The organism is Moorena sp. SIO3I6 (genome assembly GCF_010672095.1).
In genome coordinates, this window is sequence record NZ_JAAHHU010000137.1 from 1 (window position 1) to 14,150 (window position 14,150).

At 42.0% G+C, this 14,150-nt stretch carries 22 protein-coding genes and 1 pseudogene; 16 read left to right on the forward strand and 7 right to left on the reverse strand.

Annotated features, from left to right (window positions below):
- Nucleotides 1-122 precede the first annotated feature (122 nt).
- The 3 genes from F6K49_RS27360 to F6K49_RS27370 all read right to left on the reverse strand — a co-directional run bounded on the left by F6K49_RS27360 (nucleotide 123) and on the right by F6K49_RS27370 (nucleotide 1,368).
- The gene (locus tag F6K49_RS27360; RefSeq protein ID WP_293101649.1) at nucleotides 123-683 is read right to left on the reverse strand and encodes a hypothetical protein; all 561 of its coding nucleotides are present in this window, start codon (nucleotides 681-683) and stop codon (nucleotides 123-125) included.
- 51 nt (nucleotides 684-734) lie between these two features.
- Entirely contained in the window at nucleotides 735-1,136 is a 402-nt protein-coding gene (locus tag F6K49_RS27365; protein ID WP_293101652.1) for a hypothetical protein, read from the reverse strand.
- 103 nt (nucleotides 1,137-1,239) lie between these two features.
- Complete coding sequence (locus tag F6K49_RS27370) at nucleotides 1,240-1,368, reverse strand: hypothetical protein (RefSeq protein WP_293017504.1); 129 nt, start codon at nucleotides 1,366-1,368, stop codon at nucleotides 1,240-1,242.
- Between the two features lie 51 nt (nucleotides 1,369-1,419).
- Here F6K49_RS27370 and F6K49_RS27375 point away from each other — a divergent pair, with 51 nt between their 5' ends.
- The 6 genes from F6K49_RS27375 to F6K49_RS27395 all read left to right on the forward strand — a co-directional run bounded on the left by F6K49_RS27375 (nucleotide 1,420) and on the right by F6K49_RS27395 (nucleotide 5,263).
- Nucleotides 1,420-1,563, forward strand: coding sequence for a hypothetical protein (locus tag F6K49_RS27375; RefSeq protein WP_293017503.1), 144 nt, complete (start codon nucleotides 1,420-1,422; stop codon nucleotides 1,561-1,563).
- A gap of 143 nt (nucleotides 1,564-1,706) precedes the next feature.
- A complete protein-coding gene (locus F6K49_RS27380) occupies nucleotides 1,707-1,997 on the forward strand; it encodes a hypothetical protein (protein WP_293101655.1) in 291 nt (96 codons plus the stop codon).
- Between the two features lie 125 nt (nucleotides 1,998-2,122).
- Nucleotides 2,123-4,255, forward strand: coding sequence for a bifunctional metallophosphatase/5'-nucleotidase (locus F6K49_RS27385; RefSeq protein ID WP_293101658.1), 2,133 nt, complete (start codon nucleotides 2,123-2,125; stop codon nucleotides 4,253-4,255).
- 237 nt (nucleotides 4,256-4,492) lie between these two features.
- Nucleotides 4,493-4,792, forward strand: coding sequence for an element excision factor XisH family protein (locus F6K49_RS53640; protein WP_366514238.1), 300 nt, complete (start codon nucleotides 4,493-4,495; stop codon nucleotides 4,790-4,792).
- On the forward strand, nucleotides 4,776-4,934 hold the full coding sequence (locus tag F6K49_RS53645; protein ID WP_366514239.1) for an element excision factor XisH family protein: 159 nt from the start codon (nucleotides 4,776-4,778) through the stop codon (nucleotides 4,932-4,934). Before F6K49_RS53640 ends, F6K49_RS53645 begins: the two co-directional genes overlap by 17 nt.
- A complete protein-coding gene (locus F6K49_RS27395; protein ID WP_293101661.1) occupies nucleotides 4,922-5,263 on the forward strand; it encodes a XisI protein in 342 nt (113 codons plus the stop codon). The genes F6K49_RS53645 and F6K49_RS27395 overlap by 13 nt, the downstream gene beginning before the upstream one ends.
- Nucleotides 5,264-5,274: 11 nt before the next feature.
- On the opposite strand, the gene F6K49_RS27400 is transcribed toward F6K49_RS27395, so the two are convergent.
- Complete coding sequence (locus F6K49_RS27400; RefSeq protein WP_293017499.1) at nucleotides 5,275-5,544, reverse strand: hypothetical protein; 270 nt, start codon at nucleotides 5,542-5,544, stop codon at nucleotides 5,275-5,277.
- A 1-nt stretch (nucleotide 5,545) separates the two neighbouring features.
- Here F6K49_RS27400 and F6K49_RS27405 point away from each other — a divergent pair, with 1 nt between their 5' ends.
- The 8 genes from F6K49_RS27405 (at nucleotide 5,546) to F6K49_RS27440 (ending at nucleotide 11,409) form a co-directional block, all read left to right on the forward strand.
- A complete protein-coding gene (locus F6K49_RS27405; protein WP_269086982.1) occupies nucleotides 5,546-5,746 on the forward strand; it encodes an SUMF1/EgtB/PvdO family nonheme iron enzyme in 201 nt (66 codons plus the stop codon).
- An 8-nt stretch (nucleotides 5,747-5,754) separates the two neighbouring features.
- Nucleotides 5,755-6,402, forward strand: coding sequence for an SUMF1/EgtB/PvdO family nonheme iron enzyme (locus tag F6K49_RS27410; protein WP_293101664.1), 648 nt, complete (start codon nucleotides 5,755-5,757; stop codon nucleotides 6,400-6,402).
- A complete protein-coding gene (locus F6K49_RS27415) occupies nucleotides 6,399-6,866 on the forward strand; it encodes an FcoT family thioesterase (RefSeq protein WP_293101667.1) in 468 nt (155 codons plus the stop codon). Before F6K49_RS27410 ends, F6K49_RS27415 begins: the two co-directional genes overlap by 4 nt.
- A 54-nt stretch (nucleotides 6,867-6,920) precedes the next feature.
- Nucleotides 6,921-7,562 carry a methyltransferase domain-containing protein gene (locus tag F6K49_RS27420; RefSeq protein WP_293101670.1) on the forward strand — a complete coding sequence of 214 codons (642 nt, stop codon included), beginning with the start codon at nucleotides 6,921-6,923 and terminating at the stop codon, nucleotides 7,560-7,562.
- 64 nt (nucleotides 7,563-7,626) lie between these two features.
- Complete coding sequence (locus tag F6K49_RS27425; protein ID WP_293101674.1) at nucleotides 7,627-7,821, forward strand: hypothetical protein; 195 nt, start codon at nucleotides 7,627-7,629, stop codon at nucleotides 7,819-7,821.
- 54 nt (nucleotides 7,822-7,875) lie between these two features.
- Nucleotides 7,876-8,559, forward strand: coding sequence for a phytanoyl-CoA dioxygenase family protein (locus F6K49_RS27430; RefSeq protein ID WP_293101678.1), 684 nt, complete (start codon nucleotides 7,876-7,878; stop codon nucleotides 8,557-8,559).
- A gap of 52 nt (nucleotides 8,560-8,611) precedes the next feature.
- Nucleotides 8,612-9,715, forward strand: a complete 1,104-nt coding sequence (locus tag F6K49_RS27435; protein WP_293101681.1) for an alkene reductase — start codon at nucleotides 8,612-8,614, stop codon at nucleotides 9,713-9,715.
- Between the two features lie 332 nt (nucleotides 9,716-10,047).
- On the forward strand, nucleotides 10,048-11,409 hold the full coding sequence (locus tag F6K49_RS27440; RefSeq protein WP_293101684.1) for an aspartate aminotransferase family protein: 1,362 nt from the start codon (nucleotides 10,048-10,050) through the stop codon (nucleotides 11,407-11,409).
- An 88-nt stretch (nucleotides 11,410-11,497) separates the two neighbouring features.
- Here F6K49_RS27440 and F6K49_RS27445 read toward each other — a convergent pair whose 3' ends face one another.
- Entirely contained in the window at nucleotides 11,498-11,641 is a 144-nt protein-coding gene (locus F6K49_RS27445) for a hypothetical protein (RefSeq protein WP_293101687.1), read from the reverse strand.
- Nucleotides 11,613-11,750: pseudogene (locus F6K49_RS53650) on the reverse strand (hypothetical protein); the annotation flags it as partial. The gene F6K49_RS27445 and the pseudogene F6K49_RS53650, both read right to left, overlap by 29 nt.
- Before the next feature lie 293 nt (nucleotides 11,751-12,043).
- Here F6K49_RS53650 and F6K49_RS27450 point away from each other — a divergent pair.
- Both F6K49_RS27450 and F6K49_RS27455 read left to right on the forward strand, forming a co-directional pair.
- On the forward strand, nucleotides 12,044-12,244 hold the full coding sequence (locus tag F6K49_RS27450) for a hypothetical protein (protein ID WP_287248150.1): 201 nt from the start codon (nucleotides 12,044-12,046) through the stop codon (nucleotides 12,242-12,244).
- A gap of 452 nt (nucleotides 12,245-12,696) precedes the next feature.
- Nucleotides 12,697-13,665, forward strand: a complete 969-nt coding sequence (locus F6K49_RS27455) for a haloacid dehalogenase-like hydrolase (protein ID WP_293101690.1) — start codon at nucleotides 12,697-12,699, stop codon at nucleotides 13,663-13,665.
- A 122-nt stretch (nucleotides 13,666-13,787) separates the two neighbouring features.
- Here F6K49_RS27455 and trpA read toward each other — a convergent pair.
- The coding region (trpA, locus tag F6K49_RS27460) for a tryptophan synthase subunit alpha (protein ID WP_293101693.1) at nucleotides 13,788-14,150 on the reverse strand (363 nt) is incomplete at its 5' end.

Consider the following 14,150-nt stretch of genomic DNA (forward strand, 5'->3'; position numbering starts at 1 on the left):
TCCCCATCTCCCCATCTCCCCATCTCCCCATCTCCCCATCTCCCCATCTCCCCATCTCCCCATCTCCCCATCTCCCCATCTCCCCATCTCCCCATCTCCCCGCGCCCACTCCTGTGATTCCCTCAAAGAGTATAACTAATTGTTGCTACTACTACCCAATCGTGATCGTGAGTTTCCCCTAAGGCATAGTGAACTGTACACCATTCTCCAGACAGATTGAAGTTAAGATGGTAAGTTTTGGAATTAAGCAGTTGAGTGGCAAACAAGTTTCTCAAGTCTAACTCGAACTTGCATTCTGTTTGGATTTCCTCTAATCCTGCTCTTTCTTCTGACAATTCTTCTTGAACCTCTTGGTATTGTTCCGTTGATAAGTCTCCTTCTTCCTCTAACTTTACTAGTTCTTGTTCTAGCTGTGCTATTGTTTCCTGATACTCTTCTATCTCGGTGCCGTAATCATCTCGAACTCTAATAAATTCATTGATTTCGCTAATCTCTAAAAATCCCGTAGTATCCAATAATTTTTGGATAACTTCATTGCGACTAGTGGTGATCACTACCTCGAAACCTCCCAAAGTTAATTCTTCCTCTGCTTGGGCTTGATGAGTAATTTGATTGGTGATAGATTTGATTTGCTCAACCAGTGCAGCGGTATTGTCTTGGAGAGATTCTAGATCCGGAATCATAAATTGTGGTGATGAGTTGCACCGCCAACTTTGTTTGATACCTAATCCAATTCACTCTCCTGCTGTTGATGAACCAATTAGCATGGGAATTCCTAAGGAGCCAAAGACACTTTGTTGAAGGGGAAATCCCTCTTCCAATTCTTCTGGTAGTGTAGGAAGGCGATAGCCATAGATAGTTAACTCTGACAAGTTAGCTTGCAGCAGTGCGATCAGATTTTGGTAATGGTCGCTCACAGCTTGAGATTGGGTTGCGCGAATCTGACTGAGAAACTCTTCAGGAGCAAAGGGCATAAGACCGGTGTTATCCACTAGAAAGCGTTCCACTGAAAAGGGACCTTTATCTTCTACTTCCCAAGGGATAATTATATAAGGAGCGTCACCAACTAGGCTGTAGTATTCATCTTTGGTTAGTTCTTCAAGGGTAGTAACAATTTGCTCAGTTTGGGGTTTCATAATTAAGGAATTTTTAACGTAGGGTGTTAGTAAGCATTCAGCCGTCAGCTGTCAGCCATCAGCTATAGCATTTTTAGTTGAGAGGTGAAACTATAATTAATGGTCAAAGGGAATAGGGAATAGGGAATAGGGAATAGGGAATAGGGAACAGGGAACAGGGAAAAGACAAAAAATCGGTGTGTACTTCATTAATAGGAAAACGGCTGTATGATAAATCAGCATTTGCTTTCATGAGATAATTTTAAATTATAGCGTTTCTCGCAGTTATGAGGTACAGTCTTCTTTGACGTTGATTCCCTGTGTTGATGCAGGACATCCCTATTCCCTATTCCCTATTCTCTCTTCCCTGTTCCCTGTTCCCTGTTCCCTGTTCCCTAAAATCCAGAAATTTTTTCCTCATAACTATGATAATTGCTATATATCTTAGCAAAAGCTTGATATAATTGATCATACTTATGAGGTAGATTTAATTTTATTACTACCTAATCCCTACTCCCTAAAATACCAAGGGTGAACTACATCCTTACTGACAAATGCCACGAATTATAATGTATTTTATCTGAACTAGTCATGAGTTTTAATGCAGCAAATTCTTATGGTCAAGATTTGAACGAATCTACCGCAGGACGTTCCAAGATTATTTCCTGTCGTTTTACGGATGTGGAACAGTTGACTGAGTTCTTGACCTATAGCCAAATGCAAATAATGCAGCTTTCTTGCGGTTCGTTCCAAAGTGAGTTTTTGGGTCTCCAGATTGGTGATTTATATTTCACACGTATTACCGCCAATCAATCGGTTCAAGCAATAGGTCCGAAACAGCAGGGATATTTAACTTTTTCGTTGGTTTGGGCGGCCAGTTGAATTAAACAACTAGGGATTAGAGATAGGATGTCGAAGTTTGGTATTGCTTCGGCATCCTATCGTACAAAAAAGAGCAATAACTTGATAGGGTAAACAAGGCACAGATAAGTTATTAGGTATATTTAATGAATTGGAACCGTATTTGGAAAATAGGGGTAGCAGTTGCGATCGCCCTAGTTTTGGCCATCGTTGCGTACCTGGTGATAGCACAACAGAATCGACCCATCCCGGATATAGGCTCTACAGGCACCAGTAACCCGGAGCCAGAGGTTGTTGACTCAGATACAGAGCCTTTTACTCTACAACTGCTCCATGCTTCAGATTTTGAGGCTGGACTGGCCGCATTGGAAGATGCTCCTCGGTTTTCCGCCGTCCTGAATGCCCTCAAGGAGGACTACCCCAATACTCTTGTCCTCTCCTCTGGAGACAACTACATTCCCAGTCCGTTCCTGTTTGCTGGCAGCGACCCTAGGTTGAACGACACCCCTGTGGGAGAAGCTAGTATTGGTCACGCCAATATCGAAATCCACAATCAACTCGGTATCCAAGCTTCGACCTTTGGGAATCACGATTTCGATCTCGGCAGCAAGGAAGTGCGGGATATCATTCAACCTGATGGATCTTACCGTGGGGCGCTGTTTCCCTATCTCAGTGCAAACCTGCATTTTAGCACAGACCCTAACCTATCAAGCCTGATCAGTGCAAACGGTCAAGAAGTCAGCACCATTCCGGCAGGACAAGTTGCGGGGACTGCAGTGATTACCGTCAATGGTGAGCCAATTGGTATTGTCGGAGCAAGCACACCCCTTCTGCCTACCATCTCTTCCTCTGATGGAGTGACGGTGTTCCCGGAAAATCCCACAGACTATGACGCCCTGGCTGCTAAAATCCAAACTGCGGTGGATGAATTGACGGCTACGGGCATCAACAAGATTATTCTCCTGGCTCATATGCAACAGTTGACCATTGAGCGGGATGAGTTAGCCCCTCGTTTGCGGGATGTAGATATAATTGTGGCGGGAGGGTCTCACACCTTGCTGTCTGATGCCACCGATCATCTTCGGCTCGGAGATACCAGTGGCGGTTCCTATCCTATTATCAAAACCAATGGAGATGGAAACGCGATCGCTGTTGTGAACACAGATGCCACCTATAAGTATGTGGGTCGTCTGGTGGTGGACTTTGATGCAAACGGTATCATCATTCCCAGCAGTATTGACCCCAACATTAGTGGAGCCTACGCCACAGATGATCAAGGAGTTGCAGCGGTAGGAGGGACCCCAGATCCAGAGGTTGTAGAAATTACCAATACCCTGGATGAAGTGATCAGTACTCAGGATAGCAATATTTTTGGCAATACCAAAGTTTTCCTGCGGGGCGATCGCGCTTTTGTCCGTACCGAAGAAACCAACCTGGGTAACCTAACCGCTGATGCTAACCTGACCTATGCCAAGACTGTCGATGATACAACCGTGTTTTCCTTCAAAAATGGAGGTGGCATCCGTTCCAACATCGGGGTAATTAGCGCTGCTAACGGTGGCATCGACCCCAATGACTTTGAACTGTTGCCCCCAGCAGCCAATCCTGCGGTGGGCAAGGAAGAAGGGGAAGTTTCCCAACTCGACATTACAAACTCCCTCCGTTTTAACAATGGACTTACCCTGTTTACCGTCACGGCAGATCAATTGTTGCAAACCATCGAGGATGCGGTAGCAGCAACAGCTCCAGGTGTGACTCCCGGCCAGTTTCCCCAAGTCGGTCGGCTTAAATTTAGCTTTGATAGCACTCGTCCTGCCAATGATCGGGTTCTGTCTTTGGTTGTCCTGGACGATCAAGACCAAGTTATCGATGTAGTGGCTCAGAATGGTGAATTAGTGGGGGATCCCAGCCGCACGTTTCGTGGTGTTACCATTAGCTACGTGGCTGATGGCGCTCCCTTATCCACCTTCTTGAGTGCCAATCCAGCTTTGTTCAATCGGGTCGATTTCTGGGGTGAGCCGGATAGCAATGGCGATGGGGTTTTAGATCCTGACGAAGACCTCAACAAAAACGGCATCCGAGATGGTGCGATCCCTGAACCTTTCCAGGGTTTTGCCAATTTTGCCTCCTTTGGTTCCGAGCAGGATGCCCTAGCCGAATACCTCCATGAATTCTTCCCCACCGCAGCTAATGCCTTTAATCAGCCTGATACTGACCCGGCATTGGACGAGCGAATTCAAAATCTGGCTTTCCGGGAAGATACAGTAATTCCCGAATAACCAAGCATTGCTAAATCAAGGGATGAAATGATTGGGGTGGGCATCCTGCCCGCCCGAAAATGAAACCCACTGGACTGACACAGCTAAAATGGTGCTTTAGTAAAATCCCTAAATCCCTTGTCAATTAAGGTTTTTACCAAAAATATATTCTACTACTTTAGCTGTGTTAGTCCACTACTCATTATAATGGTTCCCCTTTGTTGCGGTAAGCATCCCGCTCACTATTGAAGGATAATAGTGCTAGAAGTTGTAGAAAAAGTAATGGCTGCCAAAGACCTATTCCATGATGCTGTAAAAGAAGCACTCCAAAAAGACGATTGGATTATCACAGCAGATCCCCTAAAAATTAAGATTGAGGGAGTTAAGCTTGAAATAGATTTAGCAGCAGATAAAGTTATAGCAGCTCAAAAAGCAGAACGAAAAATAGCAGTTGAAATAAAAAGTTTACTCAATACTTCGGCAATTACCGATTTTAATGCTGCACGCTTTTCAATTTTTAAACTATCGCCTAGCATTACAAATGAGCGAATCAGATAGAATACTTTATCTGGGAGTTCCTGTTGATACATTTGAATCATTCTTCCAAGAAAAATTGCCCCAAGAAGCCGTTAAGGTTTATCAAGTAAAATTACTCATATACAATCCTGTTGAGGAGGTAATAATTCAATGGAAAAATTAGAAAAGTACCGATTAATAATTCGCAAATTATTAACTAATCATGCCAGGTTAGAAGCGAATAATTCAGATTCAGAGATTGAAGGTCAACTTATTTTTGACACAGAACATGACCATTATCAACTTCTAGATATCGGCTGGGATGGACTCAAACGAGTTTATAACTGTTTCATCCATTTAGATATCAAAGATGGTAGAATTTGGATTCAGCGAAATATGACAGAAGCTGATTTGGCACAAGATTTGGTGGAAATGGGTATACCAAAAGACGATATTATTCTCGGTTTACATCCCAGTTATAAACGTCCTTACACAGGCTATGGAGTGGCTTAGTGATATTCAGCTTATGGGCTATGGGCACGGTACTTGAGGTGCCATTGGTCTTTGGGCAACGCCTGATAGCTGAACGGATCGCTGACCGCTAAATGCCTACGTACTAATAGCTTTTCTGACTCAACAATGAAGACTCCTTGGTTAAAATCACTTCTCTTCAAACTTTTCCTCAGTTTCCTGACAGTATGCCTAGTCCTTTGCACTGCCACACAAGTCAAGGCATCTCCCACCGTAAATAGCTGCCCTGAAGGTATGACCTTAATCCCTGGCGGTACTTTCAAGATGGGTTCCGACGTTTACTATCCTTCCGAGCGCTCTGCCGAAGATGTTACCGTTGAGAGCTTCTGCATCGATAAATACGAAGTCACTAATGCCGAATTTGCCAAATTTGTCAAGGAAACTGGTTATATTACAGTAGCAGAGCGTCCCCTCTCCTCCGAACAGTTTCCGGACTTAACAGAGGAGCAACGGGCACCTTCCTAGTCTTTCAGATGCCGGACAATGGGGTTAGACCAGTGGGTTACCTGAGCTGGTGGAAGTGGACTCCTGGGGCTGACTGGCGACATCCCTTTGGTCCGAAGAGCAACATTAAACGTAAAAAGAACTATCCCGTCGTCCATGTTGCCTATGAAGACGTTCAAGCCTATGCTAAGTGGGCAGGGAAGTCAGTACCCACAGAAGCCCAATGGGAATATGCCGCTCACGGTGGAATGGATGATGCTACCTACAGCTGGGGTGAGCAATACTCCGCCAAGAAGGCGAATACCTGGCAAGGATTCTTCCCCTTTTTCAACACCAAAGCTGATGGTCACACCGGCACTGCACCTGTAGGTTCTTTTGAACCAAATGGTTATGGTTTGTATGACATAACTGGTAATGTCTGGGAGTGGACTTCAGATTGGTATAGCATCGGTCACAATGGCAAAGCCCACAGCCTTAATCCTACAGGACCTAATCAAAAAGAAAGCTTCGACCCGAGAGAACCGGGTGTTGCTAAACATGTAATTAAAGGCGGGTCTTACCTGTGTGCTCCTAATTATTGTAGTCGCTATCGTCCTGCGGCTCGGGAGTCTCAATCACCGGATACAGGAACGACTCACATTGGTTTTCGCTTGGTCAAAAATTTCACACGACTATGAAAAAAGATCAATTGCTTAAATTAGCCCTGGATGTGTATGAAAAAGAGTGTCAATATTTGAAGGAGTTGGCAATAGATACAGACCAGAAAAAATCGAGGGGTACATTTTCCGTTCCAACCACCTGTTACGCAGTAAAAGGAAGAAAATATCACTTAAATGCAGCAGAAGTAATCATTACTTATGAACAGATTATGTATGCTACATTGTCATACTTTTTTATTAATGGACTGTATGAGTTAAAAACTATTCCCGTTGATTATTTTTTTCCTACTATCGTCGATGAAAAAACCTTAATTGCGAAATTCAATACTCGCTTTTTGAAGCCAGTCAACAATCAGGAATTCACAGGGACTTTTTCGGTTGAAAAAATAAGTTCAAGAAAAGATAAATATTTTTTCTCAACAAAATTTGATATTAACGATGGCGCACAAATTGCTGATGTTACCATTTGTATCGAGTTATAGTTGATAGACTTTGACTTTCAACTTAATTAAATTAACACAAATAGGAAAAAATCAATGAAAAAAAACGAAGTTCCAGAACAAGCGCAATGGGTCTATTCTTCCCCTGATTTAAAAGAATTAGCCCAACGCTATGACCAATGGGCGATAGATTATGATCAGGATATGGTTAATGTATTTGGTAGTGTGGGTCCTCAAAAAACAGTAGAGGTATTTGTCAAATATGTTGCAACCAATGCCAAAATTATTGATGTTGGTGCAGGAACCGGATTAGTTGGACAGCTATTGTATCAACAAGGTTATCATCATTTAGACGCATTGGATATCTCCTGGAAAATGCTAGAAGAAGCACGTAAAAAGAATATTTATGATGAGTTATATCAAGGCACTTTAGGGCAACCTTTAGACTTAGCTAGTGATAGTTATCAAGCTATTATGGCTAAAGGAGTTTTTGCTCCAGGCCACGCTCCTAGTAGTGCCTTTGATGAACTGATTCGTATTACCAGCAAAGGAGGAATTATTATCTTTACCCTTCGTAGTGACTATTACGAAAATAGTGACTTTCCCGATAAACAAAAAAGTATTGAAACCTCTGGTCACTGGAAATTATTAGAAAAAACTGAACCTTTTCCAATGTGGCCTAAAGCAACCAAAAACCTGTTTTACAATGTCTGGGTGTATGAAGTGATTAGAAGCTAATCAAGTCCAAAATTCTTAATTTCATCAACCGATCTGCAACTACAATGGCAAGGAGTTAACGTTAATGGTTTCGTCACCTGATTTGAAACAGTCTGCATTCGACCAAAACCCTCAATCATCTTACGATTTAACCCAAGAAAAAATTAAGCAATATCATGAGGATGGCTTTTTAATTGTTCGTAATTTTTTCCAACCAGAAGAAATTGACCCGCTACTGCGATCGCTGACCACTCATGCTAAGGAGTATGCGTCAGGGTAAATTAGAGCCTTAGACAACACAGGGAAACCCTATAGTATTATCTACTGGACAGAATTGGGAGACTCCTTATTAGGGGTTTTTCCGAGAGTTGCTCGGATGGTAGAAGGGGCTGAAACATTGTTAGGAGAATCTTGTTATCATTGGCACTCCAAAGTCTGTCGAAAATTACCCAATAGCGGTCAAGTAGAATGGCATCAAGATTATGGTTCCTGGTACCACGATGGTTGTCTTTCTCCTCAACTGATTTCTTGTGCGATCGCTATTGAACCTTGTACCCCAGAAAACGGTTGTCTCCAGATGTTGAAAGGATCTCATCTCCTCGGTCGTATGGATGTGATTAAAATGGGGAATACCGTTGGTGCTGATCCCCAACGACTACAAATAGCGATGGAGAAAATGGAGATCGTTAACTGTGTGATGGAACCTGGAGATGCAGTATTTTTCCATAGCAATGTCTTGCATGGTTCCCCTCCAAACCACAGCGATCGCTCACGGGCCATGATGTTCTGTACCTATAATGCCATATCCAATCAACCTTTTATTTTAGAAGGACAAGAACATCATCGTTATCGACCCTTACAAAAATTACCCAATTCGACAATTATTGAAGGTAATTACGATTGTGCTATGGAAGATAGGGCAGAAGTTTACAAACCAGATCCAGAAATTGATCGGCCTTATATGAATATTCCTCTCTTTGAGGATAACTATATATCAAGATTTTTGAAAAATTCTTGATATATAGTTGTTTATTTTCACCATAATTCAATTGTCAATTTACAGAAAAAACATGAATAATCAAACTATTTCAGCACAATTGCTTAGTCCTTTTAATATGGGAGATTTACCTCTAAAAAATCGTGTCGTTGTGGCCCCTGTGACGAGGTCAACAGTAGGAGAAAAACGCTTACGTTTTATGGCTAAATATTATGCCCAAAGGGCTTCTGCCGGTTTGATTATTACCGAAGCTGCTGTCATTTCTCATCAAGCTATTGGTTGGTTAAACAGCCCAGGAATTTATACAGAAGAACAAGCTGAAGATTGGAAACAAGTGGTAAATGCTGTCCATAGTCACAAAACACCCATTTTTCTGCAATTATGGCACTGTGGCAGAGCGTCTCACAGTAGTTTTCAACAAAATGGTCAGCTACCAGTTGCCCCTTCGGCTATTAAAGTTAATGGAGATTATATTCATACACCTCTAGGTAAACAAGCTTACGAAACCCCAAAAGCTTTAGAAACTGAAGAAATTGCCGCTATTGTCCAAGATTTCTCTCAAGCTGCCCAATTAGCCAAAATAGCAGGTTTTGATGGAGTTGAAATTCATGGTGCTAATGGCTATTTAATTGATGAGTTTCTTCAATCTAAAACTAATCATCGAACTGACAAATACGGAGGAAGTATTGAAAATAGATATCGCTTTCTTGGAGAAATTATCACCGCAATGACCAAAGTATTGTCCCCTAATCGAATAGGAGTTCGTCTTTCACCTAATGGAAGTTATAATGACATGGGTTCTTCTGATTTTCGAGAGACTTTCCTCTATGTAGCCCAACAATTAAACCAATATGGTTTAGCCTATCTTCATGTAATGGATGGGTTAGCTTTTAGCTTTCATGAGTTGGGAAATCCCATAACTCTAGCTGAATTTCGACAAGTGTTTACCGGTCCGATTATGGGTAATTGTGGATATACTCAAGAAACTGCCGAGGCAGCAATTGAAAAAGGTGATGCAGATTTAATCTCTTTTGGCAGACTTTTTATTAGTAATCCAGATTTGGTAGAACGTTTTGCCAATGGTTGGCCTTTAAATCCATTAGTGGATCGAAAACTTTGGTATCGTCTTGGCGAAGAAGGTTATATCGATTTTCCTGCTTATGCCTCATCTTCATAAAAAAAAGCCTTCTTGGGTTGACGAATGTTAAGAGACATTGGTGAATGAAGTCAGCATTCAGTAGGGGCTTAATACTATTAAGCCCTTCATTTTTCGATATGCCCTTATATACTCTTGTTTTGCTCTTTTTTCGTGAATTTTAATAATATTTTATTATACCAATAATAATTAAAATGATCGGTAATCGTAGTAAAATATTCACTTTCTTGTTGAATAAAAATAAAAATCAAATTATTTAACATAAATTTTTGAGCAAAAACATGAAATCCATTCTTTTCAAATGTTTTTGCAATAGTGTATCGTAACCAATGGTATTCAAAAGGATTTCGTATATGGTAAGTCATCAAAAACCTCAACCTATGATTCCGTCTCTTCCTCCATACAATTATCAACCAAAACCCTATAACGGTCCTTCTCTGCAAGAAGTAGCTCATTTAAGACGAGAATATATTAACCCAGTGGTTTCCACTTATTATCAAAAACCCATTATGATTGTTGAGGGTTCGATGCAATATGTTTTTGATGAGACGGGAAAACGGTATTTAGATGCCTTTGCTGGAATCGCTACTATTAGTGTAGGTCATTGTCATCCCTCTGTCGTCAAAGCGGTACAAGAACAATCCGCAAAATTGCAGCATTCCACCACACTCTATCTACATCCTACCATTGCAGAATATGGCAAAATGTTAGTGGATAAGATGCCTGACAATTTATCAAAGGTCTATTTTGTTAATTCTGGATCGGAAGCCAATGATTTAGCTATGTTAATGGCCAGGGTTTATACTCAAAATTTTGATATTATTACCCTTCGTAATGGCTATCATGGCATGACCGGTCAAACGATGGGGTTAACCTCACAAAATACCTGGAAATATCCCATTCCTCATAATTTTGGCATTCATCATGCTATCAATGCTGATCCTTATCGCGGTCCTTGGTCCCATGACGATGATAATATCGCTGATAAATATGCTAACGATGTCAAAAACTTGATTGAACAAGCAACTTGTGGCAACATTGCTGCTTTTATTGCGGAATCCATTCAAGGAGTTGGGGGAACCGTTGTCTATCCTGATGGTTATCTCAAAAAAGTTTGGGAATATGTTCATCAAGCAAATGGCCTGTTTATTGCTGATGAAGTGCAAACCGGCTTTTGTCGAACGGGGAATTTTTGGGGTTTTGAACAACAGGGAATCATACCGGATATTGTAACTTTAGCTAAAGGGATCGGGAATGGGGTTCCCTTGGCCGCTGTTGTGACAACCCCTGACATTGCCCAAGCATTTACCAAAAAAATACACTTTAACACCTTTGCAGGAAATCCTGTGTCCTGTGCAGCCGGAAAAGCTGTCTTAGAAACCATTGAAGGAGAAAACCTACAGGAAAATTGTGCTACACTTGGTAAGTATTTATTGGATGGTTTACGTCAGTTACAAGCTAAATATGAGTTTATTGGAGATGTTCGTGGTTCAGGATTAATGATCGGGGTTGATTTGGTTAAAAATCGAGAGACGAAAGACCCTGATTATCAGCTTACTTCCCAGGTTCATGAGTTATCAAAAGACTTAGGATTGATCATTGGGAAAGGAGGACTTTATCGTAATGTTTTACGCATTAAACCACCCCTTTGTATCTCAAAATACGATGCTAACTTTATTGTTGAAGTTTTGGATTACGCTTTCAATTCAATCTAGATATTTTGGGTTGATCAGGTAAGAGAATATTCCGTTATCTTAAAGCTGATTTATAAAGTAAATCTTAAATTAGCTATTCGGCTTAATGCTATAGCAAAGGGAACAGGGAACAGCGGATCTGGGAACAGGGAGTAGGGAGTAGGGAGTAGGGAGTAGGGAACAAACATTCTCTCAATTGATTTAGGATTGCTATAGAGACGGTGTCACGAAGTGCCAACACTACTGAAAGCATTGATATATCTATCTTTCAGGCACTTCCCATTACTAGTCTTAGTGGACTGGATTTTGCCAACAGCCTCCCAATTTCTCAATGTCCGATCAGTTACCCCTAGGGCTATAGCTGCCTCTCTGACGTTGCTGAATTAAGGAATGAATGCGCGATTATCTGGTTTTATTAAAGCTTCCTAAATACCATAACTTTGTGGTAATTTAAGAGTTTTTTTTAACTCCATAATTGGGGGATAGGAGGGCGAAAACATCCCCATAATCAGCAACGCCGTATGCTTTATAAATCCTAGGCAATAGCTTTTTTTAACGAACCCTAAAACTCCCAAAAAAAACTTTTTAAAACCCTTGAAAAATAAAAATATAATCATTACAATAATCAATATAAACCAAGTTGAACTTTTTCACGATGTCAGAAACCTTTACTCGCAATTTCAAGAAACAACCTACTCAGCACACTCTGAAAGGTCCTCGTCAATCAGTAATTCATAGTATGCAGATGCTGTATGCCCTAGGCTATGCCGAGATTGCTGAGTGGACTCCTCTGGAACCGACTGATATTCCAGGTGAAGTGATGACGACTATGACCAAGTATTGGTTGTTGCCATAACACCTTGTCTTGATGCAATAGCGAGTGGGGGAAACCACGGCAGTCGCTCATGGGGAGGGGCTGTGTGCGGAACCTGCGTCCGCACCTTGTAAGCCCCGTGGAGACCCCCAAGACCGCGCTGCCTCCCCAAGACCGCGCTGCATCGCTAAATTTCTGGGGGGGTTTCCCCCCTTCACCAAGGTTTTTGGAAACTTCTGACATATGTGATTCACATAGCCGTGGATAGTATTTCTACGGCTATTTTTTTTGTAAGTATATGCCCTACGCAATCAGCTGACTATAAATGTAAAAACCTACTGCCTCGGTGCGCTAATGCACGTCAACTTTTGCCTCTAGCATGCATGCCTAAAGCCCTTGCGCGTAGCGCTATATTGACAAGATTGGTTTGCTCGGTAAAAATAGCCTTGTTTGCCTTGAAGCGGAACAGCAATTACAGGCGAAAAGCCTTAATCATGAAAAAAAGAACGTTCTTAGTTTTCCTGTCAATTCTATTATCAGTGTTTTGCCTAGCAGGCTTTGTCGGATGTCCCCCTGCTGCTGCAGATTATGACCCCTTACTCTCTTGGAATCAGGGTGCGGCTAAGCAAGGGATTGTTAACTTTGTGCAACAGGTTACCAATCCCAACAGTGATAACTACGTTCGTCCTAGCGATCGCATCGCCATGTTTGATAATGATGGAACCCTGTGGACTGAAAAACCCACAACTATTCAGCGGTTATTTATCCTAGATCAGCTAGGTAATCCATTGCCAGATTTTAAAGAACTTGCTTCTTTAAGTGAAAAGGATGTAATCCTAGACGATCTTCAACTGCACGGAATGACAACAGAAGACTATCAACAGAAGGCTAGGGAATTTCTGGATAACTCAAAGCATCCAGACTTTGGAGTTCCATACATAAAGGTTACTTACCAGCCCATGGTTGAACTGGTCAACTATCTCAGGAGTAATGATTTCAAGGTCTATATTTGCTCTGGCGGCGGGATTGATTTCATTCGCTCCTATGCCGAAGATGCCTACGGTATTCCCCCTGAAAACATCATTGGTAGTAGCATCCAAACCGAGTTTATCACCAAAGACGATGGATCCCATGTCTTGGTTCGGAAGCCAGAACTGGTGCAACCCATTAATACTAAAGGAGGTAAAGTAGTGGGGATTGAGCGCTACATTGGTAAAAAACCAATTATCACAGTTGGTAATTCCGATGGTGATTTAGAAATGCTTCAGTACACTGACGAGCAAGACGGTCCAGCTTTGATGATGCTGGTTCACCACGATGATCCCCGGGAATATGTCTACGATACAGGTGCGGAGAATGCTCTTCGGGAGGCCGACGCTCGTGGTTGGACAGTTATCAGTATGAAAGAGGATTTCGTAACAGTGTTTGGAAACGAAATTGATAAATCCGAGAAAGGATTTTAATCAGAGAACTAATCTGGATATGAAATAACATCTAAATACCAAGGATTAATCCGATCAGAAACTACTGATCGGTATCCTAGACCTTGACAGTAAATGCCAAGCCCTACTTACTACCCATGGCTTCACTGTGTAATCGCTAATTTCAGGCTTTGGCAAAAGTCCCCAATGGCTGACAAGCCTTCTGATGGCGTCCCATCTGCCAAACGCTTTACGATAGCGCTACCCACAATCACTGCATCTGCCCCCCAATCTTTGACCTGCTTAGCTTGTTCTGGCTGGGAGATCCCAAAGCCAACCCCAATGGGCTTATCAGTGAGACCACGCATCTGATTGAGTAAGTCTTGTACCCGTGATTGCAGCTGAGTTCTCATCCCGGTGACACCGGTAACACTGACTAGGTAAATAAAGCCCTGAGACTGTTTAGCGATCGCTTCAATCCGTTCTGTTGGTGAAGTTGGTGCCACTAACAATATCACTTCAATCCC

Excerpts from the sequence above, each read along its gene's own strand:
- F6K49_RS27360 (WP_293101649.1), bottom strand. The coding sequence starts at position 683 with ATGATTCCGGATCTAGAATCTCTCCAAGACAATACCGCTGCACTGGTT.
- F6K49_RS27365 (WP_293101652.1), bottom strand. The coding sequence starts at position 1,136 with ATGAAACCCCAAACTGAGCAAATTGTTACTACCCTTGAAGAACTAACC.
- F6K49_RS27370 (WP_293017504.1), bottom strand. The coding sequence starts at position 1,368 with ATGAAAGCAAATGCTGATTTATCATACAGCCGTTTTCCTATTAATGAA.
- F6K49_RS27380 (WP_293101655.1), top strand. The coding sequence starts at position 1,707 with ATGAGTTTTAATGCAGCAAATTCTTATGGTCAAGATTTGAACGAATCT.
- F6K49_RS27385 (WP_293101658.1), top strand. The coding sequence starts at position 2,123 with ATGAATTGGAACCGTATTTGGAAAATAGGGGTAGCAGTTGCGATCGCC.
- F6K49_RS53645 (WP_366514239.1), top strand. The coding sequence starts at position 4,776 with ATGAGCGAATCAGATAGAATACTTTATCTGGGAGTTCCTGTTGATACA.
- F6K49_RS27395 (WP_293101661.1), top strand. The coding sequence starts at position 4,922 with ATGGAAAAATTAGAAAAGTACCGATTAATAATTCGCAAATTATTAACT.
- F6K49_RS27405 (WP_269086982.1), top strand. The coding sequence starts at position 5,546 with ATGGGTTCCGACGTTTACTATCCTTCCGAGCGCTCTGCCGAAGATGTT.
- F6K49_RS27410 (WP_293101664.1), top strand. The coding sequence starts at position 5,755 with ATGCCGGACAATGGGGTTAGACCAGTGGGTTACCTGAGCTGGTGGAAG.
- F6K49_RS27415 (WP_293101667.1), top strand. The coding sequence starts at position 6,399 with ATGAAAAAAGATCAATTGCTTAAATTAGCCCTGGATGTGTATGAAAAA.
- F6K49_RS27420 (WP_293101670.1), top strand. The coding sequence starts at position 6,921 with ATGAAAAAAAACGAAGTTCCAGAACAAGCGCAATGGGTCTATTCTTCC.
- F6K49_RS27425 (WP_293101674.1), top strand. The coding sequence starts at position 7,627 with ATGGTTTCGTCACCTGATTTGAAACAGTCTGCATTCGACCAAAACCCT.
- F6K49_RS27435 (WP_293101681.1), top strand. The coding sequence starts at position 8,612 with ATGAATAATCAAACTATTTCAGCACAATTGCTTAGTCCTTTTAATATG.
- F6K49_RS27440 (WP_293101684.1), top strand. The coding sequence starts at position 10,048 with ATGGTAAGTCATCAAAAACCTCAACCTATGATTCCGTCTCTTCCTCCA.
- F6K49_RS27445 (WP_293101687.1), bottom strand. The coding sequence starts at position 11,641 with ATGCTTTCAGTAGTGTTGGCACTTCGTGACACCGTCTCTATAGCAATC.
- F6K49_RS27450 (WP_287248150.1), top strand. The coding sequence starts at position 12,044 with ATGTCAGAAACCTTTACTCGCAATTTCAAGAAACAACCTACTCAGCAC.
- F6K49_RS27455 (WP_293101690.1), top strand. The coding sequence starts at position 12,697 with ATGAAAAAAAGAACGTTCTTAGTTTTCCTGTCAATTCTATTATCAGTG.